This window comes from Sphaerisporangium corydalis, from assembly GCF_025506355.1.
Lineage (GTDB): Bacteria > Actinomycetota > Actinomycetes > Streptosporangiales > Streptosporangiaceae > Sphaerisporangium > Sphaerisporangium corydalis.
The window spans coordinates 1-24,691 of sequence record NZ_JANZYP010000039.1; the positions used below are offsets into that span (position 1 = coordinate 1).

Annotated in this window: 26 protein-coding genes; 12 read left to right on the forward strand and 14 right to left on the reverse strand. The window is 71.9% G+C overall.

The window, feature by feature from the left end; all coding sequences use genetic code 11:
- Positions 1-55 precede the first annotated feature (55 nt).
- Entirely contained in the window at positions 56-1,165 is a 1,110-nt protein-coding gene (locus tag NYZ98_RS24510) for a Vgb family protein (protein ID WP_262845412.1), read from the reverse strand.
- Positions 1,166-1,506: 341 nt separating this feature from the next.
- Here NYZ98_RS24510 and NYZ98_RS24515 point away from each other — a divergent pair, with 341 nt between their 5' ends.
- The 5 genes from NYZ98_RS24515 to NYZ98_RS24535 are packed head-to-tail and all read left to right on the forward strand — an operon-like array spanning position 1,507 to position 5,887.
- The gene (locus NYZ98_RS24515; protein WP_262845414.1) at positions 1,507-2,130 is read left to right on the forward strand and encodes a biotin transporter BioY; all 624 of its coding nucleotides are present in this window, start codon (positions 1,507-1,509) and stop codon (positions 2,128-2,130) included.
- A gap of 28 nt (positions 2,131-2,158) precedes the next feature.
- Positions 2,159-3,493: a class I adenylate-forming enzyme family protein gene (locus tag NYZ98_RS24520; RefSeq protein ID WP_262845415.1), complete on the forward strand. Its 1,335-nt coding sequence runs from the start codon at positions 2,159-2,161 to the stop codon at positions 3,491-3,493.
- 1 nt (position 3,494) lies between these two features.
- Complete coding sequence (locus NYZ98_RS24525) at positions 3,495-4,619, forward strand: thiolase family protein (RefSeq protein WP_262845417.1); 1,125 nt, start codon at positions 3,495-3,497, stop codon at positions 4,617-4,619.
- A complete protein-coding gene (locus NYZ98_RS24530; RefSeq protein ID WP_262845419.1) occupies positions 4,620-5,294 on the forward strand; it encodes an energy-coupling factor ABC transporter ATP-binding protein in 675 nt (224 codons plus the stop codon).
- The gene (locus tag NYZ98_RS24535; protein WP_262845420.1) at positions 5,291-5,887 is read left to right on the forward strand and encodes an energy-coupling factor transporter transmembrane component T family protein; all 597 of its coding nucleotides are present in this window, start codon (positions 5,291-5,293) and stop codon (positions 5,885-5,887) included. Before NYZ98_RS24530 ends, NYZ98_RS24535 begins: the two co-directional genes overlap by 4 nt.
- Positions 5,888-5,964: 77 nt before the next feature.
- On the opposite strand, the gene NYZ98_RS24540 is transcribed toward NYZ98_RS24535, so the two are convergent.
- The 4 genes from NYZ98_RS24540 to NYZ98_RS24555 all read right to left on the reverse strand — a co-directional run bounded on the left by NYZ98_RS24540 (position 5,965) and on the right by NYZ98_RS24555 (position 9,747).
- Complete coding sequence (locus NYZ98_RS24540; protein WP_262845421.1) at positions 5,965-6,702, reverse strand: hypothetical protein; 738 nt, start codon at positions 6,700-6,702, stop codon at positions 5,965-5,967.
- 167 nt (positions 6,703-6,869) lie between these two features.
- Positions 6,870-7,475, reverse strand: coding sequence for a response regulator transcription factor (locus NYZ98_RS24545; RefSeq protein WP_262845422.1), 606 nt, complete (start codon positions 7,473-7,475; stop codon positions 6,870-6,872).
- On the reverse strand, positions 7,472-8,713 hold the full coding sequence (locus NYZ98_RS24550; protein ID WP_262845424.1) for a sensor histidine kinase: 1,242 nt from the start codon (positions 8,711-8,713) through the stop codon (positions 7,472-7,474). The genes NYZ98_RS24545 and NYZ98_RS24550 overlap by 4 nt, the downstream gene beginning before the upstream one ends.
- A complete protein-coding gene (locus tag NYZ98_RS24555) occupies positions 8,710-9,747 on the reverse strand; it encodes a sensor histidine kinase (protein WP_262845425.1) in 1,038 nt (345 codons plus the stop codon). Before NYZ98_RS24555 ends, NYZ98_RS24550 begins: the two co-directional genes overlap by 4 nt.
- 369 nt (positions 9,748-10,116) lie before the next feature.
- On the opposite strand from NYZ98_RS24555, the gene NYZ98_RS24560 reads away from it, so the two are divergent.
- Both NYZ98_RS24560 and NYZ98_RS24565 read left to right on the forward strand, forming a co-directional pair.
- Entirely contained in the window at positions 10,117-10,929 is an 813-nt protein-coding gene (locus tag NYZ98_RS24560) for a DUF899 domain-containing protein (RefSeq protein WP_262845427.1), read from the forward strand.
- Positions 10,930-10,957: 28 nt separating this feature from the next.
- Positions 10,958-11,461: a hypothetical protein gene (locus tag NYZ98_RS24565; RefSeq protein ID WP_262845428.1), complete on the forward strand. Its 504-nt coding sequence runs from the start codon at positions 10,958-10,960 to the stop codon at positions 11,459-11,461.
- A gap of 78 nt (positions 11,462-11,539) precedes the next feature.
- Here the strand turns inward: NYZ98_RS24565 and NYZ98_RS24570 are convergent, their stop codons facing one another.
- Complete coding sequence (locus tag NYZ98_RS24570; RefSeq protein WP_262845429.1) at positions 11,540-12,076, reverse strand: M48 family metalloprotease; 537 nt, start codon at positions 12,074-12,076, stop codon at positions 11,540-11,542.
- Positions 12,077-12,184: 108 nt separating this feature from the next.
- Here NYZ98_RS24570 and NYZ98_RS24575 point away from each other — a divergent pair, with 108 nt between their 5' ends.
- Together NYZ98_RS24575 and NYZ98_RS24580 are read left to right on the forward strand one after the other, a co-directional pair.
- Positions 12,185-13,549, forward strand: coding sequence for a sensor histidine kinase (locus NYZ98_RS24575; RefSeq protein WP_262845430.1), 1,365 nt, complete (start codon positions 12,185-12,187; stop codon positions 13,547-13,549).
- The gene (locus NYZ98_RS24580) at positions 13,531-14,202 is read left to right on the forward strand and encodes a response regulator transcription factor (RefSeq protein WP_262845431.1); all 672 of its coding nucleotides are present in this window, start codon (positions 13,531-13,533) and stop codon (positions 14,200-14,202) included. Before NYZ98_RS24575 ends, NYZ98_RS24580 begins: the two co-directional genes overlap by 19 nt.
- 280 nt (positions 14,203-14,482) lie before the next feature.
- On the opposite strand, the gene NYZ98_RS24585 is transcribed toward NYZ98_RS24580, so the two are convergent.
- The gene (locus tag NYZ98_RS24585) at positions 14,483-14,605 is read right to left on the reverse strand and encodes a hypothetical protein (protein WP_262845432.1); all 123 of its coding nucleotides are present in this window, start codon (positions 14,603-14,605) and stop codon (positions 14,483-14,485) included.
- Positions 14,606-14,819: 214 nt separating this feature from the next.
- Between NYZ98_RS24585 and NYZ98_RS24590 the strand changes: the two genes are divergently transcribed.
- Positions 14,820-15,617, forward strand: a complete 798-nt coding sequence (locus tag NYZ98_RS24590; protein WP_262845433.1) for a hypothetical protein — start codon at positions 14,820-14,822, stop codon at positions 15,615-15,617.
- A gap of 61 nt (positions 15,618-15,678) precedes the next feature.
- Here NYZ98_RS24590 and NYZ98_RS24595 read toward each other — a convergent pair whose 3' ends face one another.
- Positions 15,679-15,939 carry a hypothetical protein gene (locus NYZ98_RS24595; protein WP_262845435.1) on the reverse strand — a complete coding sequence of 87 codons (261 nt, stop codon included), beginning with the start codon at positions 15,937-15,939 and terminating at the stop codon, positions 15,679-15,681.
- Positions 15,940-16,156: 217 nt separating this feature from the next.
- Here NYZ98_RS24595 and NYZ98_RS24600 point away from each other — a divergent pair, with 217 nt between their 5' ends.
- The gene (locus NYZ98_RS24600; RefSeq protein WP_262845436.1) at positions 16,157-16,420 is read left to right on the forward strand and encodes a GlsB/YeaQ/YmgE family stress response membrane protein; all 264 of its coding nucleotides are present in this window, start codon (positions 16,157-16,159) and stop codon (positions 16,418-16,420) included.
- A gap of 2 nt (positions 16,421-16,422) precedes the next feature.
- Here the strand turns inward: NYZ98_RS24600 and NYZ98_RS24605 are convergent, their stop codons facing one another.
- From NYZ98_RS24605 to NYZ98_RS24630, 6 genes are all read right to left on the reverse strand, one after another.
- Positions 16,423-16,905, reverse strand: a complete 483-nt coding sequence (locus tag NYZ98_RS24605) for a Clp protease N-terminal domain-containing protein (protein WP_262845437.1) — start codon at positions 16,903-16,905, stop codon at positions 16,423-16,425.
- Between the two features lie 2 nt (positions 16,906-16,907).
- Positions 16,908-17,138, reverse strand: coding sequence for a hypothetical protein (locus NYZ98_RS24610; RefSeq protein ID WP_262845439.1), 231 nt, complete (start codon positions 17,136-17,138; stop codon positions 16,908-16,910).
- A gap of 180 nt (positions 17,139-17,318) precedes the next feature.
- Positions 17,319-18,161 carry an ArsR/SmtB family transcription factor gene (locus NYZ98_RS24615; RefSeq protein ID WP_262845440.1) on the reverse strand — a complete coding sequence of 281 codons (843 nt, stop codon included), beginning with the start codon at positions 18,159-18,161 and terminating at the stop codon, positions 17,319-17,321.
- A gap of 85 nt (positions 18,162-18,246) precedes the next feature.
- Positions 18,247-19,356, reverse strand: a complete 1,110-nt coding sequence (locus NYZ98_RS24620) for a hypothetical protein (protein WP_262845441.1) — start codon at positions 19,354-19,356, stop codon at positions 18,247-18,249.
- Positions 19,357-19,564: 208 nt separating this feature from the next.
- Positions 19,565-20,938 (reverse strand): xylan 1,4-beta-xylosidase, encoded by a 1,374-nt coding sequence (locus NYZ98_RS24625; RefSeq protein ID WP_262845442.1) that lies wholly within the window; start codon positions 20,936-20,938, stop codon positions 19,565-19,567.
- Between the two features lie 173 nt (positions 20,939-21,111).
- Positions 21,112-22,587 (reverse strand): alpha/beta hydrolase, encoded by a 1,476-nt coding sequence (locus NYZ98_RS24630; protein ID WP_262845443.1) that lies wholly within the window; start codon positions 22,585-22,587, stop codon positions 21,112-21,114.
- Positions 22,588-23,941: 1,354 nt separating this feature from the next.
- On the opposite strand from NYZ98_RS24630, the gene NYZ98_RS24635 reads away from it, so the two are divergent.
- Positions 23,942-24,481 carry a signal peptidase II gene (locus tag NYZ98_RS24635; protein WP_262845444.1) on the forward strand — a complete coding sequence of 180 codons (540 nt, stop codon included), beginning with the start codon at positions 23,942-23,944 and terminating at the stop codon, positions 24,479-24,481.
- Positions 24,482-24,691: the final 210 nt, after the last annotated feature.

Sequence of the window (24,691 nt, forward strand, 5' to 3'; positions counted from 1 at the left end):
CGGGCCGGGTGCCGGCCAGGGGTCAGGGGACGGGTGGGCCGGTGCTCGTGGGAGTTCACGGCACAGGTGGGCCGGTCCTCGCAGAGGGCAGGGGGATGCGCGGGCCGGTGCTCGTGAAGGCCACGCCGAAGGGCTTGGCCCCCAGGCCGAGCGGGATCCTGGCGAGGACCGTGTTCGAGGCGGTGCCGATGACCGACGCGGTGTGGTCGCCGAAACCGGTCACGTACGCGAGGGCGCCGTCCGGGGTGACCGCCACCGCGACGGGAACCGCTCCCTTGGCGAGCTTGACGGTGGCGGTGACGATGTTCGACCTGGTGTCGATCACCGACACGGTGCCGTCGCTGTAGCCGGTCACGTAGGCGCGGTTTCCCTTGGGGGAGAACGCCACGCCGAAGGGGTCGGTCCCGGGCGCGAACTTGATGATCCCGGTGACGGCGTTCGTCCTGGTGTCGAGCACCGCGACGGAGTTCGTGCCGTTGCTGGCCACGTAGGCGCGGTTCCCGCGGGGAGCGATGGCCACGGTCTCCGGACTGGCCTTGTCGCCGAGCTTGATCGTGGCCCTGACGGTGTTCGTCGTGGTGTCGATCACCGAGACCGCGTCGGTCCCGAAGTCGCTCACGTAGGCGCGGCGGCCGTCCGGCGTGACCGCCACGCTGACGGGACGGGAGCCGGGCGGGAGCGCGATGGTGGCGGCGACGGTGTTCGTCGTGGTGTCGAGCACCAGGATCGTGTCATGGCCGAAACCGGTCACGTAGGCGCGGTTTCCCTTGGGGGAGATCGCCACGCCGAAGGGGTCGGTCCCCGGGGTGAACTTGATGACCGCGGTGACGGCGTTCGTGGTGGTGTCGATCACCGAGACGCTGTCCGGGCCGTTGTTGGCCACGTAGGCGCGCGTCCCCTGGGGGGTGATCGCCAGACCGACCGGGTCGGCTCCGGCGCCGAGTTTGATGGTGGTGGCGATGGTGCTGGTGCTCGTGTCGATCACCGAGACGGTGTCAGGGCCGTCGTTGACGACGTAGGCGAACTGCCGGATCGGACCGTCCGCCACGGCCGGGCAGGCGGCCATGGGCGCCCCCGCCCCGATCACGGCCGCCACGACCACGAGCGATCGGGCCCAGGACCGCCGTCGAAGCCGGCCGGACGGCCGGATAAGGCGGGACTCCACGTGATTTCCTGTCCTGTACGGCATGGGACCTCCACATCTACGATGAGCAGGTCTTCGTTCTATGCCTGGACGACTCCGTGCCCTGGCAGGCGGGACGCCGGCTTGTGGTCTTGTTGCCGATGGTTGGGACTGTGCCGGTTGGGACCGTGCCCGCGGCGAACGGCTCGCGGTCGACGGGAGCGATCCGCACCACCGGAGCCCCCTCCGGCGGGACCCCTCATCCTCGCCCCACCGGCGGACCCCGCCTCCCGGAGCCGTGACCGGTTGGGTCAGATAACAGGTGAGAATGTTGTGGGGTCCAAATATGCCTGATAGGTGTGTTCTGGTGTGTGATTGGGCCCATGACACATCAGGAGGGGCCGTTGTCACCGCCCGGACGCAGGTTCCCCACGGGGGACGTGGCTCGCGTCAGCGTGTTCGCCGCGCTCATCGCCGTGCTCGGGCTGCCGGGCGCGCTGAACGTCTTCGGCAACGCGGTGCCGATCACACTGCAGACGTTCGGCGTCATGCTGGCCGGGGCGATCCTCGGCACCTGGCGGGCCGCGCTCGCCGTCGCCGTCCTGCTGGTCCTGGTCGCGGCGGGTCTCCCGCTGCTGGCGGGCGGCCGGGGCGGCCTCGGGGTCTTCGCCGGGCCCTCGGTCGGGTTCCTGATCGGATGGCTGCCCGGGGCGGCCGTGATCGGCTGGATCGTCGAACGCGGCGGCCGGAACCCGGGAATCGTCCGGCTGCTGATCGCCTGCGTCGCCGGCGGCGTCGGGGTGATCTACCTGTTCGGCATCCCCCTGCAGGCCGCGGTCACCGGGCTCACGCTGGGCAAGGCCGCGGTGCTCAGCGCCGTCTTCCTGCCCGGCGACGTGGCCAAGGCCGTGCTCGCCTCCCTCGTGGCGCGGGGCACGCAGCGGGCCTACCCCGACGCGGTCCCCTCCGTGCACCGCGAGCGGATCCGCGCCGCCGGGGGGCGTTGACCCGCGCATGCCGGTAGCCGAGCAGGTCATGCGACACGCCTCCGACCGCCTCGCCGTGAGCGGGCCGCGAGGAGAGCTGAGCTACGCCGAGCTCGCGCGCGACGTCCAGGGCGCGGCGCGGCACCTGCTCGGCCAGGGGGTCGGCCGGGGCGCGCTGGTCGCGGTCGGCCTGGCCGACCCGGTGGCCCAGATCACCGCGGTGCTGGCCGCCGACCTGGTCGGCGCCACGCCGCTGCTGTGCGACCCCGCCTGGGACGAGGGGCGGCGCTCGCGGGTCATGGCCGCGATCCCGGTGGACGCCCGCGTCGACGCCCCGCTGCCCACCCCGCACGGCCCGCCGGTGCGGGGCCAGGCCGCGCCGGGTGACCGGGCGTGGGCCTGCTTCGGCTCCGGCAGCACCGGCAGGCCCCGCGCCGTGGTGCGCACCCGCGCGTCGTGGACGGACTCGTTCCCGCACCTCGGCGACCTGGCCGGCATCGGGGCCGGAGACGTCGTCCTGGTCCCGGGCCCGCTCGTCTCCTCCCTGTACGGCTTCGCGGCCGTGCACGCCCTGGCGACCGGGGCGGCGGTCGTCGTCCCGGGACGACGGCCCTCCGCCAGGGACCTCGCCGCCCACCTGCGCCGGTGCACCGTGATCCACCTGGTGCCCCACATGCTGCCCGCCGTGCTGGAGGTCCTGCGGGAGACCGGCGGCCCGCTGCGGACCGCCGTGGTCGGCGGGGCGGCCACGATGGCCGGTTCGCGGGACCTGGCCGCCGAGTCCGGCGTCGGTGTGGTGTCCTACTACGGTGCCACCGAGCTGTCATTCGTCGCCGTCGACACCGACGGCACGGGCCTGCGTCCCTTCCCCCGCACCGAGATCGAGGTCAGGGGGCAGGGCCTGGGCGAGGTGTGGGTGCGCTCGCCGTGGCTCGCCGAGGGGTACCTCGCCGGCGCCCCCGGCCCGCTCCGCGCCGACGGGGACGGCTGGATGACCGTGGGCGACGTGGCGGAGCCGTACCGGCCCGGTGAGGTCCTGCGGTTGCGCGGCCGGGGCGACGGCGCGATCCAGACCGGCGGGGCCACCGTCCTGCCCGAGGACGTCGAGGAGGTCCTCAGGAAGGTGCCCGGGGTGGGCGACCTGGTGGTGGTCGGCTCGCCGCACCCGCTCCTGGGCTCCGTGGTCACCGCGGTCATCGAGGGGGAGGGCGCGTCGCGGGCGTCGCTCGAGGCGATGGCGCGCGGCGGGCTGGACGCGGCGCAGCGCCCGCGCCGCTGGTACGCCGTGCCGGCCCTGCCCCGCACCCCCACCGGCAAGCCGGCGCGCGGCCTGGTCGCCGCCCGCCTGGCCGACGGCGACCCCGACATGCGCCGGCTGGCCTGACATGCGCGACGAACCGGTCATCGTGGCCGCACGCCGTACCCCGATCGGGACCGCCGGGCACGCGTTCAAGAAGGTGACGGCCGACCAGCTCGCCGGGCCCGTCATCGAGGCCGTCGCCGGGGAGGTCGCCCACCTCGGCCTGCCGGTCGACGACGTGATGCTTGGCAACTGCATGGGACCGGGAGGCAACCTGGCGCGCGTCTCGGCGCTTGCGGCGGGCCTCGGGCACCGCGTCCCCGGCGTCACGGTGGACCGGCAGTGCGGGAGCGGCCTGGCCGCGATCCTGCTCGCCGGGCAGGCCGTCCGCGGTGGTGACCTGGAGCTGGTCGTCGCAGGGGGGACCGAGAGCGCTTCGACCGCGCCGCGGCGCATCCACCGCGACGCGGCGGCGCCGTACGATCGGGCGCCGTTCGTCCCCTCGGGGCACCCCGACCCGGACATGGGCCCCGCGGCCGAGGCGCTCGCCCGTGCGTGCGGCGTGACCCGCGAACGCCAGGACGCCTACGCGTTCCGCAGCCACGAGAGGGCGCTGGCCGCCCGCTTCGAGGCCGAGATCGTCCCGATCGACGGCCGGACCGCCGACCAGCGCCCGCGCGCCATGCGGATGGCGTCGCTGGCCCGGCTGCCCGCCGTGTTCGTGCCCGGCGGCACCATCACCGCCGGCAACTGCTCGCCGGTCAGCGACGGAGCGGCGGCCGTGGTCGTGGTGCCGGACCGGCTGCGCGCCGGGCTGCCGGGACTGCGGCTGCTGGCCGGCGCCGTGGTCGGCTGCGACCCCGAACTGCCCGGATGGGGGCCCGTGCCCGCCGTACGGCGGGTGCTGCGGCGTACGGGCGTCGACCTCGCGGACGTGGCGGCGGTGGAGATCGTCGAGGCGTTCGCGGCCCAGGTGCTGGCGGTGACCGACGCGCTCGGGCTCGACCCGCTCGGCGCCGACGCGGACCGCGTCTGCCCCGGCGGCGGCGCGCTCGCGCTCGGCCACCCGTGGGGCGCGACCGGCGCGGTGGCGGTCACCCGGCTGTTCAGCAGGCTCGTACGCGCGGGCGCGCCGAGGGGGACGTTGGGGCTGGCGATGGCCGCGGTCGGCGGCGGCCTCGGAGTCGCCGCCCTGTTCGAGGTGGTCTGATTGATCGAGTTCACCGATGTCCGGGTCCGGCTCGGGCAGCGTGACGTGCTGTTCGACATCACCCTCTCGCTGCCGGAACGCCGCGTGGGCGTGATCGGCGCCAACGGGTCGGGCAAGAGCACGCTCGCCCGCCTGATCAACGGCCTGGCGCTGCCGTCGTCCGGGGCGGTCACCGTCCTCGGGCTCGACACCCGCCGCCAGGGCGCGAAGATCAGGCGCAGGGTCGGGTTCCTGTTCACCGACCCGGACGCGCAGATCGTGATGCCGACGGTGGCCGAGGACATGGCCTTCTCCCTACGCCGCAAGGGGCTGCCCGCCGGGGAGATCTCGCGCCGCGTCGGGGAGGTCCTGGTCAGGTACGGCCTGGACGAGTACGCCGACCATCCCGCGCACCACCTGTCAGGGGGCCAGAAGCAGCTGCTCGCGCTCTGCTCGATCATGGTGCTTGAGCCCGACATCCTGGTGATGGACGAGCCGACGACGCTGCTGGACCTGCGCCACTCCCGGCAGGTCGCCGAGGTGCTGCGCACCCTGCCGCAGCAGGTCGTGGTCGTCACCCACGACCTGGCGCTGCTGGCCGACTTCGACCGCGTGCTCGTGCTGGACCAGGGCCGCGTCGTCGCGGACGCGGAACCGGAGGCCGCGATCGGCCACTACCGGAAGATCATGGAGTGACCGGGTACTACGTTCCCGGCGACTCGCTCCTGCACCGCCTGCCCGCCGGGGCCAAGCTCCTCGGGCTGGCCGTCCTGTGCACGCTGCTGCTGCTCTTCCCGTCGCCGCTGGCGCCGGTCGTCGCCGTGGTCCTGGTGGCGTCGCTGTACGTCGTCTCCGGCGTGGGCTTCACGGCGGCCTGGGCCCAGATCCGGCCCATCCGGTGGTTCGCCGTGGCCCTGTTCGCCATGCAGTGGGCGTTCGTCGACCTGCTCGGCGCGGCGACGTCGACGGCCCGCGTGGTGATCGCCGTCGCGCTGGCGGGACTGGTCACGCTCACGACGCGCACCACGGCGATGATGGCCTTCCTGGAACGCTGCCTGGCGCCGGCCAGGTTCGTCGGGCTGGACCCGTTCCGGCTGTCGCTGCTGCTGTCGCTGACCGTGCGCAGCGTGCCGGTCGTCGCCGGGCTGGCCACCCGCGTCCGCGAGGCCCAGCGGGCCAGGGGGGTGGAGTGGAGCGTGCGGGCCTTCGCCGTGCCGCTGGTGGTGAGCGCGCTCCGGCACGCCGACGCCCTGGGCGAGGCCCTCAGCGCCCGCGGCCTGGACGACTGACCGGCGGCGGCCGGCGGCCGGCGGCCGGCGGCGCCCTGATCCGGACCGGGGCCGCCCTTCACGCGCCCTCGCACGGGTCAGACCAGGTCGCCGGTCTCCATGTAGATCTCCCGCTCGATCCGCAACGGGACGCGGAAACCGTGCGCGCCGGTGTGCGAGACGGTCTGGAAGAAGAAACCGGTCTCGGTCCCGCCCGCCGTCAGCCGGGCCCCCGGGACGTCCGGGCGGCCGAACGCCACGGGCGCGGCCAGGTCGAAGTCCCCGGCCGGGAGGTCACCCCCGCCCTCCGGGACCATGCGGACCCGGACCACCTGGTCGAAGTCGGGGCGCGCGGTGATCTGGTGCGCGAGGAAGAGGTCCCCGGCCCCGCCGAAGCACAGGTAGGTCAGCCTGCCCGTGTCGTCGTGCCGCGCCCGCGGGTCGAGCGGGCGGTAGTGCGCGACGCGGCGGACCCTCGCGGTGACGTCCTCGGCGATCGGGGTCCCCCCGCGCTCGAAGTGCCCGTGGAAGATCGTCCCCACCAGGGACGTCCGGACCGGCCCGCCGCCGGCCGGGTCGAGCTCGACCAGCGGGAACGGCAGCGGCGCGAAGGTGTACAGGTCCTCGCCGGTGGCCCTGGCGTCGGCGCGCACGGCCGCGCGCACGTCGTCGCCGAACCCGACCTCCACGAGCACCTGGAACCGGTGCGCCACCATGGCGAACATCGGCAGATGCGAGAAGTAGAACCTGTCGTCCCCCACCACCAGCAGCATCCCGTGGACGGCGAACGTCTCGCCATGACCGTGGCCACCGTGATGTTCGTGCGTGGTGCTCATCATCCGCCTCCAGAGCTCGTCGTCACCATCAGTAACGCCCTGGACGCGCGGAGCCGCATGAGTAGGGCCCTACTCAAACCCGCCCCTCCGCCTTTCGCCGGTCGGCGGCGCGGGGGCGGGCCGGTAGGAGCCGGTGCCCGTCGCCGGTGAACCGGGGAGCAGGGCGGTCAGAGCCAGCCCGCGTCGCGGGAGATGCGGATGGCGTCGATGCGGTTGCGCCCGCCCACCTTGTCGATCGCGTTGGACAGGTAGTTGCGCACGGTGGCCTGCGACAACGACAGGTGGCCGGCGATCTCGACGGTGCTGATGCCCGTACTGGCGGCGCGCAGCACGTCGGTCTCCCTGGGGGTGAGCGGGCTGCTGCCGGTCTCCAGCGCCGCGGCGACGAGCTCGGGGTCGATCACCCGCTCGCCGCGGGCGATACGGCGGATCCCGTCGGTGAGGGTCTGGGCCGGGGCGTCCTTGACGATGAACCCCTTCACGTGGACCTTCAGCGCGCGCAGCAGGTTGCCGGGCTGGCTGAGCCCGGTGAGCACGAGGGTACGGCAGCCGGGTAGGCGCTCGGAGAGCTGCCCGGCGGCCGACAGCCCGTCCAGGCCGGGCATGTCGATGTCGAGCACCGCGACGTCGGGACGCGTCCGCAGCGCGGCGGCCAGCACCTCGTCGCCGCGCTCGATCTCGGCGACGACCTCCAGGTCGTCCTCCAGCGACAGCAGCGCGACCAGGGCGGACCTGATCATGTGCATGTCCTCGGCGATGAGTACGCGGATCACAGGGCTTCCTCGGGGACGTCGACGGACAGGATGAAACGACCGTTGCGGACGACGGCGGCGGAGGTGCCGGACACGGCGCGAGCCCGCTCGCCCACCCCCGCGAGCCCTGAGCCGGAAGCCGCGACGCCCCGCACGCCGTCGTTGACGATCTCCAGCCGTACCGTCCCGTGGTGCCGGGACAGGGTGATGGAGCAGGACTGGGCCTCGCTGTGGCGCAGCAGGTTGGTGGTGCCCTCGCGGATCGCCCACGCCAGCGCGTCCTGCGCGGGGCCGCGCAGCGGCGGCAGCTCGGCCACGTCGAACTCGGTGTCCACCCCGGCCGCGCCGAGCAGGGCCGCGGCGCCCTCGATCTCGGTGCGCAGCGAAACGGCGTGCTCGTCGCGGGCGATCGCTCGTACGCCCCGCAGCGCCTCACGCGCCACCCCGGTCAGGCTCTCGACCTCGCCGCGGGCGGCGGTGACGTCCTTGGCCAGCAGCCGCAGCGCCAGGTCGCCCTTGAGCGAGATCGCCGACAGGCTCTGTCCGAGCAGGTCGTGCAGGTCGCGCGAGACCCGGACGCGCTCCTCGCCGACCGCCGCGGCGGCCAGCTCGGTGCGCGTGGCGTACAGCTCGTTCACCAGCCGGACCAGCCGGGCTCCGCCGACCAGCGCGGCGGTGAACAAGGGCGGGACGACCACGGCGTAGAGCAACATGATGACGATCTGCAGGAGCGGGCCTCCGATGACCGACTTGAGCTCCAGCGTCACCGGGACGAGCATCTCCGCGGCGCACAACGGCAACGCCGTCCGCGGGCGCAGCAGCATCATCGTCGAGGCGAGGGCCATGATGCCCATGGCCTCCCAGTTCGTGCCGATCCAGATCACCGGCACGTATACGAGCAGCAGCAAGGCCGCGTAGCTCCAGCGCCAGCCCGCGGGACGCTCGCCCCTGGCGGCGGCCAGGCTGTGCCGGAGCTGGAGCGCGCCCAGCGCGGCGGCCACCGGGATCATGACGAGCGAGGCGGAGGGTCGGCCCTCCATGCCGATGATCGAGTAAACCGGCGCCTGCACGGTCAGCGGCACGTGCAGCGCGACCAGCGGCCAGTGCGGGTGCCGCAGCACCCACGCGGGCATGATCGACGGAGCCGTCGACCCGATCACGGACGGGGTCGCCGCCCGGTCCTTGGCCGAGGGCTGTGGCGCGATCTTGGGCGGAGTCTCGGGCGGGGCGGTCTCGGGTGGGGTCTTGGACGGGGTCATGACGCCACCTCGATGATCTCGGCGGCCTCGTCCGCGCGCAGTTCCAGCCGCACCCGGCCACTCAGGGAGGTCACCGTGATCGTGCAGTTCCGCACCGCGTGGTTGCGCAGCAGGCGCGTGATGGCCGCACGCAGGGCGGTTCGTGACGGCTGGGCGATGGTGCCGGGCATGCCGCTCCGTGGAAGGTCCAGGCGCGTGGCGATGCCCGCGGCGGACAGCAGCGCGGCGGTGGTCTCCAGTTCGGCGCGCAGCGACGGTTGCCGGTAACCGCGCACGCTCCGCCTCGTCTCGGCGAGCGCCCGCCTGGAGTCGGCGGACAACTCGGTCAACTCCTCTGCCAACTCGGCGGGTTCTCCCGGCTCCGTGGCCGTCTTACCCAGGGCGAGGCGGCCGCCGAGCCGGTGGCCGCGATCGGCGATGGACTCCAGCGCGGCACCGACCGTGTGCCGCAGCTCGGCGTCGATCCTGCTGCGCTCCTGCGCCACCGCCTGCTGTGCCAGCGCCTCCCTGGCCGTACGCAATCGGGCCAGCGCCGCCGGGAGCCAGACCAGCAGCAGCAACGCCATGCTGCCGCACAGCACCGAGAACACCAGCCACGGCGCGGTGTTCCAGGGCGTCCCCAGCGCGTGGCTCACCGGGGCCACCGCCACCACCACCGCCGCGTAGAGGACGTACGACCACGGGCCGGGCAGCACCAGCATCGCCGACACGATGAGGGCCGTGTACGTCCGCACCCACATGGCCCCGGCCAAGGGCGTGGCGACGAGGATGACGACGGCCATCGCCGCCAGCGTCCAGCGGCCGAACGGCGGCCGGGCCCCGTGCGCGGCGTACCAGACGTGCCGCAGGTGCAGCGGGAGGTACACCGTGGTCGCCGCCAGGCTCCACAGCCCGGTTCGCAGATCGCTGCCGTAGTAGCCGAACGCCAGCGCCACCTGCACCAACGGCAGCGCGACGCTGCAGCCGACCGCCCCCAGCGAGGCCGGCAGCAGCATGTGCTCGGAGCGCCGGAACCGCGCCAATCCGCCCACCACCCGCTCTCCGGTACCGGCTGACCAGGGTAGACGTCCTGGCCGGGCGGCGGTACCGGCGGTCGGCGGCCGCCTGGTCGGTGCGAGCGTGAGAGTCATGCGCGGGTCTCGCCTTCCTGCCGCCACAGGTACGGACGGGGCGACCTCCACCCTGCACCGGCGGGCTGCCACGCAACAGATTCAAATGTCACAAACCCGGCCAGGATGGGTCGTGGACCCGCCGGCGAAACTCAGCACTCTTCCTGTGACATTTACATCTGTCTGCTCCGAGGTCCCACGGGGAGGATCGGCTCACGTAACCCCCCCAGTCAAAAGGGCGAGGGGCGTCCTCCCGATAGAACCGCTCCGGATTGACAGGACAAGGATCTCATCATGACCGAACCCCAGGTTTCACCCATCAGTGACGCGGCCAAACCCCCGATCGCCGACCGGGCCGCGTTCCAGGCCGAACTGGACCGGTTGCGGCCCAGGGAGAAGGCGCACACCCGCGAGGGCGACGCGATCGCCGCCGCCCGCCGCCGCCTGCCGATGGTCGAGGTCGATCCGCGGACCCCGCTGACCGGAGCCGGCGGCTCGGTGCCGCTGATCGACCTGTTCGCCGGACGGTCCCAGCTCATCGCCTACTACCACATGTGGCACCCCGGCAGGCCCGCCGCGCAGCAGTGCGAGGGCTGCACCTTCAGCAGCGCCCACATCACCGAACTGGCCTACCTGCACGCCCGCGACGTCAGCTACGCGGTCCTGGCCAAGGGACCGTACGAGGAGGTCTCGCGCTACCGCGACTTCATGGGTTACCCCGCTCCCTGGTACTCGGTGCCGCATGCCTCCGTGGACCGGCTGATCGCCGGCCGGCACTTCGGCATCCTGGCCTGCTACCTGCGCGACGGCGACCGGGTGTATGAGACCTACTGGACCACCAGCCGCGGCAACGAAGTGATGGCACCGTCCTACGGACTGCTGGACCACACGGTCTACGGACGGCAGGAGGACTGGGAGGACTCTCCGGAAGGCTGGCCGCAGCGCTGGGGCTCCAAGGGCGGTCAGTTCCGGTCGGACGGCCGCCCGACCGCCCAATGGCCCCGCCTCAAGGCCGGCCGCGACGACGACCTCGGCGCCCTGCCGGACGGATGGACCAGGTGTTCCTGCGCACTGCACGACGAACCGACGGCCACCGCGACGCCCTGACGGACCCGGCGAGGGCGAGGAACGCGTCATGCCCCTCCTCCACATGGTGGGAGTATCGGTGGGCTGCGCCCTGGCCCTCGTGCCGGTGCTGCTGCCCTCCGCACGTCCTGCCCGCAGGTGGCCGCACGTCGTCATGGCGCTCGGCATGGCGGCCGGGCACCTGGGCGGGTGGTTCCTCCTGGCCGGGCTGCTCGCGTTGCCGGCCGCGGGCTGGCTGTGCGGCTCCCCGTCCCGCCGCGCGGACAGCGCTCATCACATCCAGGACTTCGTGGGCATGTCCATCCTCTTGGTCCTGACGGCGTCCGGCGGACCTCCTCTCGGCGGATCTCCCCTTGGCGGCGCTCCCGCCGGGCACGCGCACGCGAGCGGTTCGCCGGCGACGCTGGCCCTGGCCATCGGGATGGTCTGGACCTGCGCCCGGCTCGTCCGCCTCCTGCCCGAGCGGTACGCGAAGCGAAGGGCGATCGGCCAGGATCTGTGCGCGGCGGGAATGGCGGCCATCATGACCTTCATGGCCGCGTTGCCGTCGTGATCAACGGTGACGCGACGGCCCCCGCGCGGGCTCATCGATGTGGAACGGCCGAGGCCCGGATGAGGGCGCCGTTGTGAATCAGCGGGAATTGACCGCCGGGAGGGAGGCGCGGGGGCTGGGAGCGGGGCGGGTGGGCCGGCGGCGGCCCCAGGGTTTGACGACCGAGATGACGGTGACGATCAGCAGGGTGCTGACGATGACGACCGAGCTTCCCATCAGTTCGCCGCGCGGGTAGCCGGTGGCGGGCGTCTCGCCGGCGGTGGCCTTGATGGCCTGGCCGATCCAGGAGCCGACCCAGATCGGCGTGGCGATGATGAGCGCCACGTTCACCACCAGCTTCACCACGATCCACCGGTGTTTGAACAGCCCCCACTTGCCGCGCACCGCGAGCAGGATCCCGGTCACCGCCGCCCCGACGGCCAGGAAGGTGAGCACCGAGCGGTCCAGGATGTGCGCGAACTCGTGCGCGGCGTGCCGCAGCGCCGGATCCCCCGTGGTCAGCGCGACCACGTTCAGCGTGAGCTGGCACAGGCCCACACCCAGCCAGCCGACGGAGGACACGTAATGCAGGACGAGCAGTGTCTGCCGGCCACGCCGGCTCAGTCGGTTCGCCATACCGCCGAGCCTCGCCGGGCGCCCGGCCCGGCGGAAGGACACTGGTTGCCGTATGACCGTGGAGGTTTCTCTACTCTGTTCCCCCGGCGGCCGGGCTAGGGTGCTGCCGTGCCTCCTCTGCTCGCCACCGCCCGGCCTTGGCGGGCCCTCGCCTACCTGGCCGGAGGCGTGCCGGTGGGGGTGGCGTTGCTGACGGCGCTGCCGCCGCTCGTGCTGACCGGGCTCGGGCTCGTCCCGGTCGCGGTCGGGATCGTGCCGCTGGTCGCGGCGGCCCTGATCGGCGTACCGCTCGGCGCGCTCGAACGGCGCCGGATGCGCCTGGTCGACCCCCGGCCCGCGCCCAGCCCGCACCGGCCGCCCGGCCGCCCCGGCGTGCGCGCCTGGCTGGGCACCCGGTTCGGCGAGGCGGCCACCTGGCAGGAGCTCGCGTTCGCGATCCTCACCGCCGTCGTCCTGTGGCCGCTTGACCTGGTCGTGGTGACGTCGGCGATCCTCCTCTGCGGGTCGACGCTGTTCGCCCCGGCCATCGTGGCCCTCGCCCCGGACCTGGCCATGCCGAACGGGGAGGAACTCGCACGCACCGGCCTGATCTGGGCCATTCCCCCGCTGGGGGTACTGGTGACGCTTGGCATGGCCCACGTCGTGACCGAGGCGGCCGACATCCGGGCGGCGCTGACCCGGGCGGTCCTGGTCCCGTCCCCCGACGGCGACCAGCTCGTCGAGCTGACACGCTCACGGTCACGGCTGGTCACCGGCTTCGACGACGAGCGGCGGCGCATCGAGCGGGACCTGCACGACGGGGTGCAGCAGCGGCTCCTCGCCCTCAGCGTCACCCTCAGCCTCGCCCGGATGGAACTCCCGGAGCCCACGCCCGGCCCGGACACCGGTCCGGCCTCGACGGAGCCCGGCGCCGGGCAGGGGTCCGTGGGTCCGGGGTCCGTGCCGTCCGGGGTCCCGGGATCGGCGCCGGTGGGGCTGGTGGACCCCGGTTCGCCCGCGCGGCTCGCCGAGCTGGTCGTCAGCGCCCACGAGGAGTCCAAGGCGATCCTCGACCAGCTCCGCGAGCTGGTGCGCGGGATCCACCCGTGGATCCTGTCCGACCGTGGCCTCACCGCCGCGATCGCGGAACTGGCCGGACGGGTCACCGTGCCGGTGCGCACCGACGTCGACCTGCCGGGCCGGTTCTCCCGGACGGTGGAGAGCACCGTCTACTTCGTGGTCAGCGAGGCGCTGTCGAACGTGGACAAGCACAGCGGCGCCGCGCAGGCGACCGTCACCGGCCGGTACGCCGGCGGCCTGCTGACCTTCGACGTGCGCGACGACGGCCGGGGCGGCGCCGATCCCGAGCTCGGCACCGGACTGCTCGGCCTCGCCGACCGGGCGAGCGCCGCCGACGCGCGGCTGCTGGTGGCGAGCCCGCCGGGCGGCCCGACCCTGCTGCGCCTGGAGATCCCGTGCACGCCGATCGGGTAGCGCTCCGTGTCGTCCTCGCCGAGGACTTCGTGCTGCTGCGGGCCGGGCTGGTCCACCTGCTGGAGCGGTTCGGGTACGAGGTGGTGGCGCAGGTCGGCGAGGCGCCCTCGCTGCTGTCGGCCGTCCGGGCGTACCGGCCCGACCTGGTGGTCACCGACGTCCGGATGCCGCCCGGCAACACCGACGACGGGCTGCGGGCCGCGAACGAGCTGCGCCGCGAGCGTCCAGGGCTGCCGGTGCTGGTGCTCAGCCAGTACATCGAGCAGACCTACGCCGCCGAGCTGCTCCAGGGGGACCCGGCGGGCATCGGGTACCTGCTCAAGGACCGGGTGACCAACGTCGCCGACTTCGCGACCGCGCTCCGCCAGGTCGCCGCCGGGGGCACGGTCATCGACCCTGCCGTGGTCTCCCAGTTGCTCGCCCGCCACCGTGACCGGTCCCCGGTCGCGACGCTGACCCCGCGCGAGCGGGAGGTGCTGGAGCTCATGGCCCAGGGCCGGACCAACGCCGCGATCGCCCGCGCCCTGTTCCTGAGCGAGCAGGCGATCGCCAAGCACATCGGCGGGATCTTCGGCAGGCTGGGCCTGGCGCCGGCCACCGACGACAACCGCCGCGTGCTCGCCGTCCTCGCCTACCTGCGCGCGCCACGCTGACGTCCCCACCTCGGCCGGGGGGTGCGGGACACGGGCACGCCTGCCCTCGCCCGGGCAGGTGTCATCGCCTGGCGGTGCTTGGCTGTGTGTGGTGAGCTGTCTCGCTTCGACGCCCGGGTGCTGGATGTCCGCCGATGCCGTCGATCCGTACGCGGATCAAGAGGGTCTTAGTCGGCCTGCCGGGTGGCTATTCATTTATCTGGTGCTTTTGATTCGCCGGTCGATATTCTGAGAAAGAAGAGTTTTCCGGTTCATTGTGCCGTTCGGTTTTTCGTTGTCCCTAGTCCCAGGTGGTGCCGGGGGTCTTGGAGAAGGAGTCCCAGGTGGTGCCCGCAGCGCGGGAGTCCCAGGTGGTGCCGGCGGCGCGGGTGGAGGTGACCGGGGAGAAAGTGGAGTTCGTCATTTTCGTTCTCTTTTCTGGGAGGCTTTGTGTTCGTCCTTGTGAGTACAACTCTCCGGCAATTCCCGGCCTCGGACCAGACGAATGGACGGCAGCAAGCTGCCCGCCCCTGACCACTTCCTGCCACCCCCGGCCAGACCTCCCTACTGGATGATCGGCGGACAACCGCGTCTGGCCCGTGTTCCGGATGTGATCCGATCAGGGCAGGATCAGCATCATGAGAAGGGTGATCGCGACTTTGGCGGCCTGCGGTGCTCTTCTGGCCGGCGCCGCCTCCGCGCAGGCGATGACCAAGGACCCCGTCCGAACGCTGAAGACCATTCTGGCGCCCGGAAACGGCGTGCGTTTCACCGAGACGACCACCCTCTCAGATGGCGCTGAAGAGCTGACGGAACGCCGGCGCGATGGGCTTTTCGAGTTCGACGCCAAGGGCGGTGCCGGGGCCCTGGACGTCACGAGTACCGGGGGTGAGCATGGGCGCGAACGTGTCATCGGCTTCGAGCACGAGATCGGCGGCACCTCCTACCGGTCCGGCGGCCTCTTGGCGAAATGGCTGAAGAAAGGCAAGACCTGGTGGAAGGATTCCCACCAGTCCCACCTCTGGCACACTGAGCTGCTCGGCTACGACGAGCAGCTCGTCAACCCGGCCGAACCCGCGACCCTGGCCGCCCTGCTGAAGAACGGGCGGCCGAGCGGGGACACCGTCACCGGTGCGATCACCTTCAAGGAGCTCGAACAGGTCTCCCGCTGGGCCGAGTACTCGACCCACGCCGGCTGGGATCCCGCCGCGACCCTCGCCTACACCGTCACGCTGACCCCTGAGGGCCTGGTCAGCAGGGTACAGAGCACGTTCACCTTCACTGACGGCCTCGACGAACTGGTGGGCAAGACCCTCCACGTCGACACCCGCTACAGCCGCTGGGGCGCCAAGGTATCGATCACGAAGCCGGACCCCCGCGAGACGACCAGCGAACTGTGCATCGAGGGCCTGTGCAACTGGCGCCTTCCAGGCTGACGACGCGAGAGGTGAGGAGAGCCGAACCGAACGGCTCGGGCTGACCGGGTTCGCCTGCCGGTCAGGGCCCTATGCAGAGGAAGACAAGGACGAAGGGGGCGGCGAGGGCGACGATGGTGGCGATGATCCCGACACAGATCAGGAAGACGACGGACAGTGCCACGCCTGGTTCGAATTGATTGATGATCCCGGCCGCGAAGAGAACCAGGCCCACGGTGTAGACGGTCAGCGTGGTCTCGAGAGAAAAGATCGGGCCGCACCCCCTGACGAACGTGACCACCACCGATGCGGTCAATCCCAGACCGAGTATCCAGAGCACCATGAACCCCGTCCGCCCCATCGAACCTCCAGCCGCAGTTCTGAGCCTCGGGAGGTTGGACGAGCGGGCGACACTGTTTGTTCACGGCTTCGTCGTGGTCATTGCCGTGAATTCGCGGTGCGGTGAATATTCTTCCCGTATGCACGGTGTCAAGATTGTGTCGACGAGCGGCTTCTAGGATCTCTGCGAGTAGTTGGAGAAAGCGCACAAGGAGATTCTTATGATCACGTTCATCATCAGTGCCATCATCGTCGGGGCGATCACCGGCGGGCTCGGACGGCTGCTGATTCCCGGCCGTCAGGACATCGGCTGGGTGGCCACGATTCTCGCGGGAATCGTGGCCGCGCTCGTCGGTACCGGAATCGCGCACCTTCTGAAATTCGCGGACCGGACGTGGATCGTGCTCGTGGTCCAGCTCGTCCTGGCCGTCGTGTGCGTGGGCGTCGTGTCCGGCCTCCAGGGCAAGAAGGCCGGCCGGGCCTGACGTCAGTCGTCTTCGGGGGTGAGCGTCTGGAGGACGCGTGTCGTCAGGTCGGCCTGATCGACGCCCGCGAGGGCGAGGGCGCGGGGGACGGTGCCCACCTGGGCGCGGACGATGCCGAGCAGCAGGTGGGCCGGCCGCAAGTCCTTCTTGCGGGTCACCGACGAGAAGCCTCGTTCGAGCGCGAGCCGGGCCGACGCGCCCAGTTGCGTCGAACGCCCGGGATCGACGCTCGGACGGGGCAGGCCGAAGGCGGCGAGGGACACCCCGGCCGCGCCCAGGCTGTGCTCGAACTCCCGGTCCAGCGCGTCGCGGATCGCCTGATGGTCGAGCCCGACCGAGGTCAGGACCCCGAGGGTGGTGGTCTCGCGTTCGGCGGCGATCGCCAGCAGGAGGTGGTGCGCCTCGACGGCGGCCGACCCGTCCTCGCGGGCCTCGCGGGTGCCCTGGTCGATGACCGTGTGCAGGTATGTGTCGAACGCGGTCATCGTCATCGTCTCCTCAGCTTGACGCCGGCGGCGATGAGCCGCGGGGCGTGTTTCTTGTGGACGGCCTGGCGGGTCACGCCGAGCGCCTCGGCGACCTGCGGCCAGCTCCAGCCGGCGCGCATCGCCTGCTCGACAGCGGTGTCCTCGAGCTGATCGGCGAGGCGCCGCAGGGCCGCCACGGCCGCGAGCCCGTCGGCGGGCTCCTGGGGAACGGAAATCTCGGCACCGGACATGCGAGCAACCGTAGTTGACTAACTTCCGAATAGTCAACCCTGGTTGCTTACCACCCGATCGCGATCCCGGCCATGGTCTCCCCCCGGTCGAACGCCGGTGATCGCCACGCTCCGCGGACCGCTGCTGGTCACCCGTCCTAGGGCGTCCACCCAGCCGGCCGGCGGGTGACGGTCCGTCGTTCAGGCGTACAGGCCCGTGCCGGTCTCCAGGAGTGACTTCAGGTCGCTCAGCACCTCCGGCCAGCCGCCGCCGGTCCCGGTCTCGCCGGAGGTCCGCTCCGCCGTCCGCGGCGCGTCGCGCACGTCGTGGGTCAGGGTCAGCGAGCACACGCCCCGCCCGCCGTCCTCGATCTCGTACGTGAGCCGCGTGAACGGCTCGTCCAGCCAGGCAGGGCGCCAGGTCTGCACGAGCCGGCGCGGCGGGTCGGCCTCGATGACCTCACCCTCCACCACAAGGACCGACGGGTCCGCACCGGGCGGGCCATCCCCGGCCGGCCTGCCTGGGCCGTCACCGCCGCCCCTGGTGAAGCCGGTGAGCATGCCGAGGCCGTCGGCGGCGGGCATGCGGAAGGCGCCGCCGGGGCGCAGGTCGTAGTCGGCCGCGCCCCGGAGGCCGTACCGCCGGGTCCACTCCGGGTCGACGAGCGCGGTCCAGATCGCCTGCGGGGCCGCCTTGACGTACACGCGGTACACCCGCACCGTCGTCCCGGGGTCCTCCAGCTCGTGCTTCAGGTGGGTGAGCGCCGACACCTGGAGTTCGGTGTACTTGTCGATCCAGCGGTCGTGGATGAGCCGGATGGGCACCACGTTCAGGAAGTGCAGCTTCTCCCGGCCGGACCTGCGCGTGACGACGAGCCCCGCCTCCTCCAGCAGCCGGAGATGCTTCATCACCCCGAACCGCGTCATGTCCACGTCGGATTCGAGGTCGGAGAGCGTCCGGCCGTCCTGGGCGAACAGCCGGTCGAGCAGCCGCCTGCGGGTCGGGTCGGCCAGCGCCTTGAAAACGCGGTCGTCATCGATCACGACCCCGAAGATAGGTGACTAGATGGTCACATGGCAACGCCCGATCTTCGTGCGGGGCCGTACGGGCCTGCCCGCGGGCGGTCGCTCACCGCGGAGCGTCGTGCACGAGGGGCGCGTACGCCGCCAGCAGCGTCCCGTCGCCCAAAAGCTCGGCCAGCCGGTCAGGCCCGACCCTGGACGGGATCCTCGGGGCGTCGCCGTGGGTCGCGATCGGACCCGCCAGCAGCAGGAGCGCGTCCCGGCCGCGCACCGCCTCGGCCCAGCCCCCCGGGACGTCGACGGCGCCCAGGTAAAGGTGGTCCGGCGCACGGCCGGCCGCCGGTTCGCTCCGGCGCACGGCCACCCAGCCGGGGACGGCACCCCCCGGACGGCCCGGGACGACCCGCACGGACCAGCCGGGTCCGGCGCGCTCGGCGAAGGACGGCTCGCGGAATCCGGCCGGGCGCCACACCGACAGCTCGAACTGCCACAACCAGGCGGTGGGTCCCGCGCCGAGGTGCTCGGTGACCTCGGCCGTGACCAGCAGGGCCGGTTCCGCGCCCGCCATGAGGCCGAGACCGGCCGGCACCGTCACCGGCTGCGCGACGACGGCGAACTCCCCCGTCGACTCGGGCGCGGCGTCGGCGGGCAGGGAGACGCCGAAGGGCCCCCGGGGGACGCCGGCCGCGTCCGACCGGATCACCTCGGAGGGCGCGCAGCGGGCGTGGTGCCGCAGCGTCGTGATCGTCGCGACGCCGGGGGACAGGTCGGGGTCGTCCGGGGCGACGGCCAGCCGGAGGCCGGTGTCCTCGGCGCGGGCGTCGCCAGCGCCACCGCACACGCGGCAGCGGTAGACCGGGGGCAGGCCGGCGAGCCAGCAACCCACGCCCTCCCCGTCGTCCACGGTGGCGGCGTGCCGGTCCCCGCCGCGCGCGTCGCCGGTCCCGAGGGCGACGCGACAGCGCCCCTCACCGCGCATCAGGCGCCGCACGTCGGCGGTGAGGACGTACCGGAGGCGCGCGAGACGCCGGCGTCCGTCGCGGATCGCGGCCAGCGCCGCCTCGTAGCCCTCCCCGGTGCGCCGCATGCGGCGGCGCGCGGCGCGGGTCAGGTCACGGTCGTCGTGGGGCATGTCCCGTCCAAGTCCGGCGGCGGCCCGCCCACGCTCCTGGCCCCACCTGGTCGAGACGTACGGCACGCTCACGTCAAAGATCACGATGGAGGGTCGCCGCTCGCCGTCTTCGCCACTACCCCGGTGGTGCGCCGTCCCCGCGTGGGCGGGACGGCCCGGGATCCCCGGCGTACGGGGGCTGGAGCGTCAGCACTCCGAAATCTACACCAGCCCCCCGCGCCGGAAACCTGGCGCGGGGGCGAGGTCCACCAGCCGTACGGCCTAGCGGTCGCTCCACCTGATCTCGTACGGCTTAGCGGTCGCTCCACCTGATCTCGTACGGCTGGAGGGCGAACTCCTTGCCGTCCACCGTCGTGGTCGTCTTCGCGCCGGCCGTGTTGACCATCACCAGCCGCTTCGGCTGCGCCAGCACCCGGACCTTCGGATCGGAGGAGGTGACCGGGACCAGCTCGGCCCCGGCCGGGAACCACCGGGCGAACTCGCCGATCAGCCGCCCGGTCGGGAGCGTCGCGCCCGTCTTCGGGTCCCACATGCAGGCCGCGCAGGCCCCGCTCTTGGTCTGCGGGTTCCAGTACAGCGCGGTGGCGGCCCCGCTCTCCGCGAACTCGATCATCGAGGCGGCCTGGACGGCGATCCGCATCGACTCGGGCAGCTTGGTGCCGTCCTCGGGGACGAAGTACCACTCCGACCACCAGACCGGCAGGTCACCGGTCTTCTCCCGCAGCCAGGTGGTGACCGCGCCGAACTTGCTCAGCGCGCCGAACACGTCGGGCAGCAGCTCGTGGGCGTCGGTCGGCGAGGCGCCGTCGACCACGATGAAGTCGGCGCCCTTCTTGTTCTTCAGCCAGTACTCGAAGGCGTCCAGGGCGTTCTGGTTGACGACCCCCCACGACCCCCGCAGCTCGGACTTGCCGGTCTTGTTGCTGTCGAACCCGATGTACGGTCCGCCGACCTTGGCGTCCGGCCGTACGGCCTTCACCGCGTCGTAGACCTTGTTGTACAGCTCGGTGTACCCCTTGAAGTCCGCAGGCTTGGAGTGGTCCTTCCAGAACCCCTTGAACTCATTCCAGACCATGAAGTACGTGACATCGGGGTACTTCTCGGCGACGGTCGCCGACAGTTTGGCGAAGTCGTCGAAGTGCTCGGGGTAGGGGGCGTCCTCCAGGTGCTCGTCCCACGCCGAGTCCTCGGTCGGGCCCTCGGGGCCGCCCTTCATCCAGTCGGGGGCGCAGCAGAGCGTGATGATCTGCGTGCCGCCGGACCGCTTCATGAGGTTGGTCCGGCTGTCGAGGTCCTCCCAGTAGAACTCTCCCGGGCGTGGCTCGGGGTTGAGCGCGCCGAACCCCATGATGTGCTGGTTCTGCAGCATCGGGGTCTGGGCGAGCGCCTGAGCCGCGTCCCGCTCGAACCGTTCGGTGACGTTGTTGGCGCTGACGCCCGTGTGGGTGAACCCCCAGCGCGGCCACGCGGGGTCCACCGCCGGCGGTTTCCTGATCGTGCTGCCGGACGGCGCCGGCGCGGAGGACCCCGTGGTGGGGTCCGCCCGGTCCACGGCGTCGCCGGAGGAGCAGCCCGCCACGAGCACGGCCGTCACGACGGCCCCGGCGGCCAGGGCGATCACCCGGTCACGGCGCCACCACGAAGTTGCCTCGTCACCCGATGACACGTGACTTCACCCGATCCTCATTAATCGCCGTACCTAGAGCGTTCCACGCGCAGCGTAAACGCGGCAAACCAGGAAGATGGTTCACAGGTAATCGTTATGACAGGTCAACAGAGTGCGACGTGCGGCGAAGACCCTGGTCCGAGCCGTGGGCCCGGGCCTTCGCCGGTGAAGTGTCACACCTTGGGGCACGTGGTCCCGGCGGGCGGCGGCTTCAGCGAGAGGAAGTACCGGTCGATCAGCGTGTCCACGCAGGTCGAACCCCTGCCGTACGCGGTGTGGCCGTCGCCGTCGAACGTCAGCAGCCTGCCGGAGGAGAGCTGCGACGCCAGGGCCCTGGACCACTGGTACGGCGTCGCCGGGTCGCGGATGGTGCCGACGACCACGATAGGCGCCGCCCCCTTCGCGTGCAGCGGCCGGGGGGTGCTCGTGCTCTTGACCGGCCAGTACGCGCAGGGCCCCTTGCCGTCGGTGAGGTACTTGCCCATCAGCGAGGACTTCGGCGCCGGGGGAGTGGGCGCCGCCGAGTAGGGGTGGTCGAGGCAGTTGATCGCGATGTGCGCCTCGGTCTCGTTGGAGTACGTCCCGTCCGCCCGCCGCCCGTTGTACAGGTCGGCGAACCGCAGCAGGATCGTGCCGTCCCCCTTGAAGGCGGCGGCGAGCGCCTGGCGCAGGTACGGCCACGCCTTCTCGTCGTAGAGCGGGTAGAGCAGTCCGGTCAGCGCGATGCCTTCCCCGACCTTCCGCTTGTCGGCCGTGTTGCGCAGCGGGGTCTTGTCGGTGCCGTCCAGCAGGGCGGTGGCCTCGGCGGTCGCCTTGTCGACCGTGCGGGCCTTGAAGGGGCAGTCCTTGGCCGTGAAGCAGTCCCGCAGGAAGGACTCGAAGGCCAGGTCGAACCCGCGGGCCTGCACCTTGCTGATGTCGGCCTTGGTCAGCTTCGGGTCGAGCGCGCCGTCCAGGACCAGGGCCCTGACCTTGCCGGGGAACAGGTCGGCGTAGGTGGCGCCCAGGTAGGTGCCGTAGGACTTGCCGAGGTAGGTGAGCTTGTCGTCGCCGAGCGCGGCCCGCAGCACGTCCATGTCGCGCGCGGCGTCCGGTGTGCCGACATGCGCGAGCAGCTCACCGGATCTGGCCGCGCATCCCCGGGCGTACTGCCGCGCGGCGTCCTCCCCCTCCTCGATCTCGGCCGGGGTGTCCGGCGTCGGGTCCAGCCCGAGGAACCGGTCGAGCTGCGGGCCGGTGGGACAGCGCACGGGCGCGGAGTCGCCGACGCCGCGCGGGTCGAACCCGACGATGTCGAACCGCTCCCGGAGCCGGGCCGACACGACGGTCATCGCCGACCTGGCATAGTCGAGCCCGGAGCCGCCCGGCCCACCCGGATTCAGCAGCAACGAACCGATCTTCCGACCGGCCTTCCGGCCACCCGAGGCCGGCAGGCGGACCACGCTGAGCGCTATCCGGTCCTTGCCCGGCTTCGCGTAGTCGAGCGGCACCTCCAAGGTGGCGCACTGGAAGCCGTCCCCGCAGTCGCCCCAGTCCATGTGCTGCGTGTAGTAGGTCTGCCGGAGCAGGTCAGGAGGCTGGTCGACGGCGAAACCCGTCGTCATCAGACCGGCCAGCAGGGAAAGGGCTACCAGGGGGACGCGTGCCATATTCTCCGCCTTTGTGGGAGTTCGCAGATAAGTCTGTACCTCATAGTGATAGACGGCTTTACTTGCGAATTCCTTGACGGCCACTTGCGGCCTCACCTGCGGAAACGAATGGCCCGGGGTGGCACTGAATGGAACGGGACGGAACGGGATGGAACATCGGGAGGAGGAATGGGCGATCGTGGTATCTGCCGGGTCGGTAATCATCGAACGGCTGTTACGGCTGCACGTTCGCCGGTCTCCTGATGTTCGGTCGCGGTCGTGGTCTCGTTCGTGGTCTCGGGTTTGGTTCCGGTCGTAGGAGGCTGGTGGTGCGGGTGGCCGGAGACGAGGTCGACCCCTCAGGCGTCGCGCTTGGTCAGTTCGGATCGGGGAGGGTGATGGTGTCGTCCCCGCCGAACTGATGTCGCGCGTGAGCGTACGAGTTCATCTCGGGCCAGGGCGGTGGGCAAGTCGGCGCCGCCCACCCGGCACCGGGTTGGGTGGGCCAGTCGTTGTTGCCCACCCAACCCGTGCCCCCCGCAGGGTCGTGGGTCAGGCGTACGCAGGCTGGGACGATGGGTTGGCCCGTTCGCCGGTTGGGACTGGGTTAGCCATACGCCGGCTGGGACGTCGGTTACGCGCACGTGGTGGTGTTGACTCGGGTGGAACATGTCGATGGGCCATCCCTGACCAGCAGACCGCGTGTGATTCTCGGTCCCGGCCGAATGGGTGATCCGTGACCAGCAGACCGCGCGTGATTCTCGGTCCCGGCCGAATGGGTGATCCGTGACCAGCAGACCACGCGTGATTCTCGGTCCCGGCCGAGACGAGGTCGGGGTAACACGTCCTTACCGACTTGACCCTGCGCCCGGCAGCGCCACCGGCACCGACTTGACCCTGCGCCGGCAGCGCCACCGGCGTCACACCTACTTACGATCCCAGCCGGGCATGGGGTCGGGTGGGCAACACCTACTGGCCCACCCAACCCGGTGCCGGGCGCCGACTTGCCCACCGACCCACCCCGAACCCTTACGCCTACGCGGCCGACAGAGTTGGATCGGTCCTCGGTGCCGGGCGATTGCCTTCGTGCCCGGCGTGGCCTCGCGTCTGGTGTCGCAGGTGGCCGGGGGCGAGGCCGACCCCTCCGGCGTCGTGCTTGACCACTATCGGTCGCACCTGGGGCACGGGTTTTGGGTGGGCAACACCTACTGGCCCACCCAACCCGGTGCCGGGCGCCGACTTGCCCACCGACCCACCCCGAACCCTTACGCCTACGCAGCAGCCGAAGTCGGATCCGCCTTCGGCGCCAGGCGATCGCCTTCGTGCCCGGCGTGGCCTCGCGCCTAATAGAGTCGATGCGAGAAGGTCGTGGATCGTGGAGGTGGACGTGTCGGCCGAGCAGGTTCCGCCGGAGGCGGGAGGAACGTCGCGGCTGTACGGGCGGATGATCGTGCTGGCCGCGGTGGTCCTAATCGCCGACCAGGCGTCCAAGTTCTGGGCGGTCTCGGCCCTCGCGGACGAGCGGCGGATCACGGTGATCCCCCAGCTGCTCGAACTGCGGCTGCTGTACAACTCCGGTGCCGCGTTCTCGCTCGGCGCGGGCGCGACGTGGGTGTTCGCCGTGACGGCCGCCGTCGCGGTAGCCGGGGTCCTGTACGCAGGGCGGCGGCTGCGTTCCCCCGCCTGGACCGTCGTGCTGGGCGTACTGCTCGGCGGCGCCACGACCCACCTGATCGACCGCCTCTTCCGCGCGCCCGGATTCGCCCAGGGGCACGTCGTCGACTTCATCGACTACGGCGGCCTGTTCGTCGGCAACCTCGCCGACATCGCGCTCACCATCGGCGGCGTCATGCTCGTGGTACTCGGCCTGCGCGGCGTCCCTCTAGGGGGCGTCCCCCGCGAGGCGAACGGCTGACGACGCCGGGTGCGGCGTCCGTGGTGACCCTGTGTCGCGCGTTTCTCAGCACGGGGTGGGTTTGTGTGTAGGGATTCGCTGCGGGTCGGTGGGCGTGTCGGTGCCCCCCACCCCGCACCGGGTTGGGTGGGCCAGTAGGTGTTGCCCGCCCAACCCCGTACTCCCTGGGGCGGTGGGTCAGGCGCGCGGCCGAGTCCGGCTGGAACCGCC

Coding starts and splice junctions, on each gene's coding strand:
- NYZ98_RS24610 (WP_262845439.1), bottom strand. CDS start 17,138: ATGTCCGGTGCCGAGATTTCCGTTCCCCAGGAGCCCGCCGACGGGCTC.
- NYZ98_RS24565 (WP_262845428.1), top strand. CDS start 10,958: ATGCCCCTCCTCCACATGGTGGGAGTATCGGTGGGCTGCGCCCTGGCC.
- NYZ98_RS24520 (WP_262845415.1), top strand. CDS start 2,159: ATGCGACACGCCTCCGACCGCCTCGCCGTGAGCGGGCCGCGAGGAGAG.
- NYZ98_RS24595 (WP_262845435.1), bottom strand. CDS start 15,939: ATGGTGCTCTGGATACTCGGTCTGGGATTGACCGCATCGGTGGTGGTC.
- NYZ98_RS24600 (WP_262845436.1), top strand. CDS start 16,157: ATGATCACGTTCATCATCAGTGCCATCATCGTCGGGGCGATCACCGGC.
- NYZ98_RS24630 (WP_262845443.1), bottom strand. CDS start 22,587: ATGGCACGCGTCCCCCTGGTAGCCCTTTCCCTGCTGGCCGGTCTGATG.
- NYZ98_RS24605 (WP_262845437.1), bottom strand. CDS start 16,905: ATGACCGCGTTCGACACATACCTGCACACGGTCATCGACCAGGGCACC.
- NYZ98_RS24585 (WP_262845432.1), bottom strand. CDS start 14,605: ATGACGAACTCCACTTTCTCCCCGGTCACCTCCACCCGCGCCGCCGGC.
- NYZ98_RS24515 (WP_262845414.1), top strand. CDS start 1,507: ATGACACATCAGGAGGGGCCGTTGTCACCGCCCGGACGCAGGTTCCCC.
- NYZ98_RS24525 (WP_262845417.1), top strand. CDS start 3,495: ATGCGCGACGAACCGGTCATCGTGGCCGCACGCCGTACCCCGATCGGG.
- NYZ98_RS24560 (WP_262845427.1), top strand. CDS start 10,117: ATGACCGAACCCCAGGTTTCACCCATCAGTGACGCGGCCAAACCCCCG.
- NYZ98_RS24590 (WP_262845433.1), top strand. CDS start 14,820: ATGAGAAGGGTGATCGCGACTTTGGCGGCCTGCGGTGCTCTTCTGGCC.
- NYZ98_RS24550 (WP_262845424.1), bottom strand. CDS start 8,713: ATGACCCCGTCCAAGACCCCACCCGAGACCGCCCCGCCCGAGACTCCG.
- NYZ98_RS24540 (WP_262845421.1), bottom strand. CDS start 6,702: ATGAGCACCACGCACGAACATCACGGTGGCCACGGTCATGGCGAGACG.
- NYZ98_RS24570 (WP_262845429.1), bottom strand. CDS start 12,076: ATGGCGAACCGACTGAGCCGGCGTGGCCGGCAGACACTGCTCGTCCTG.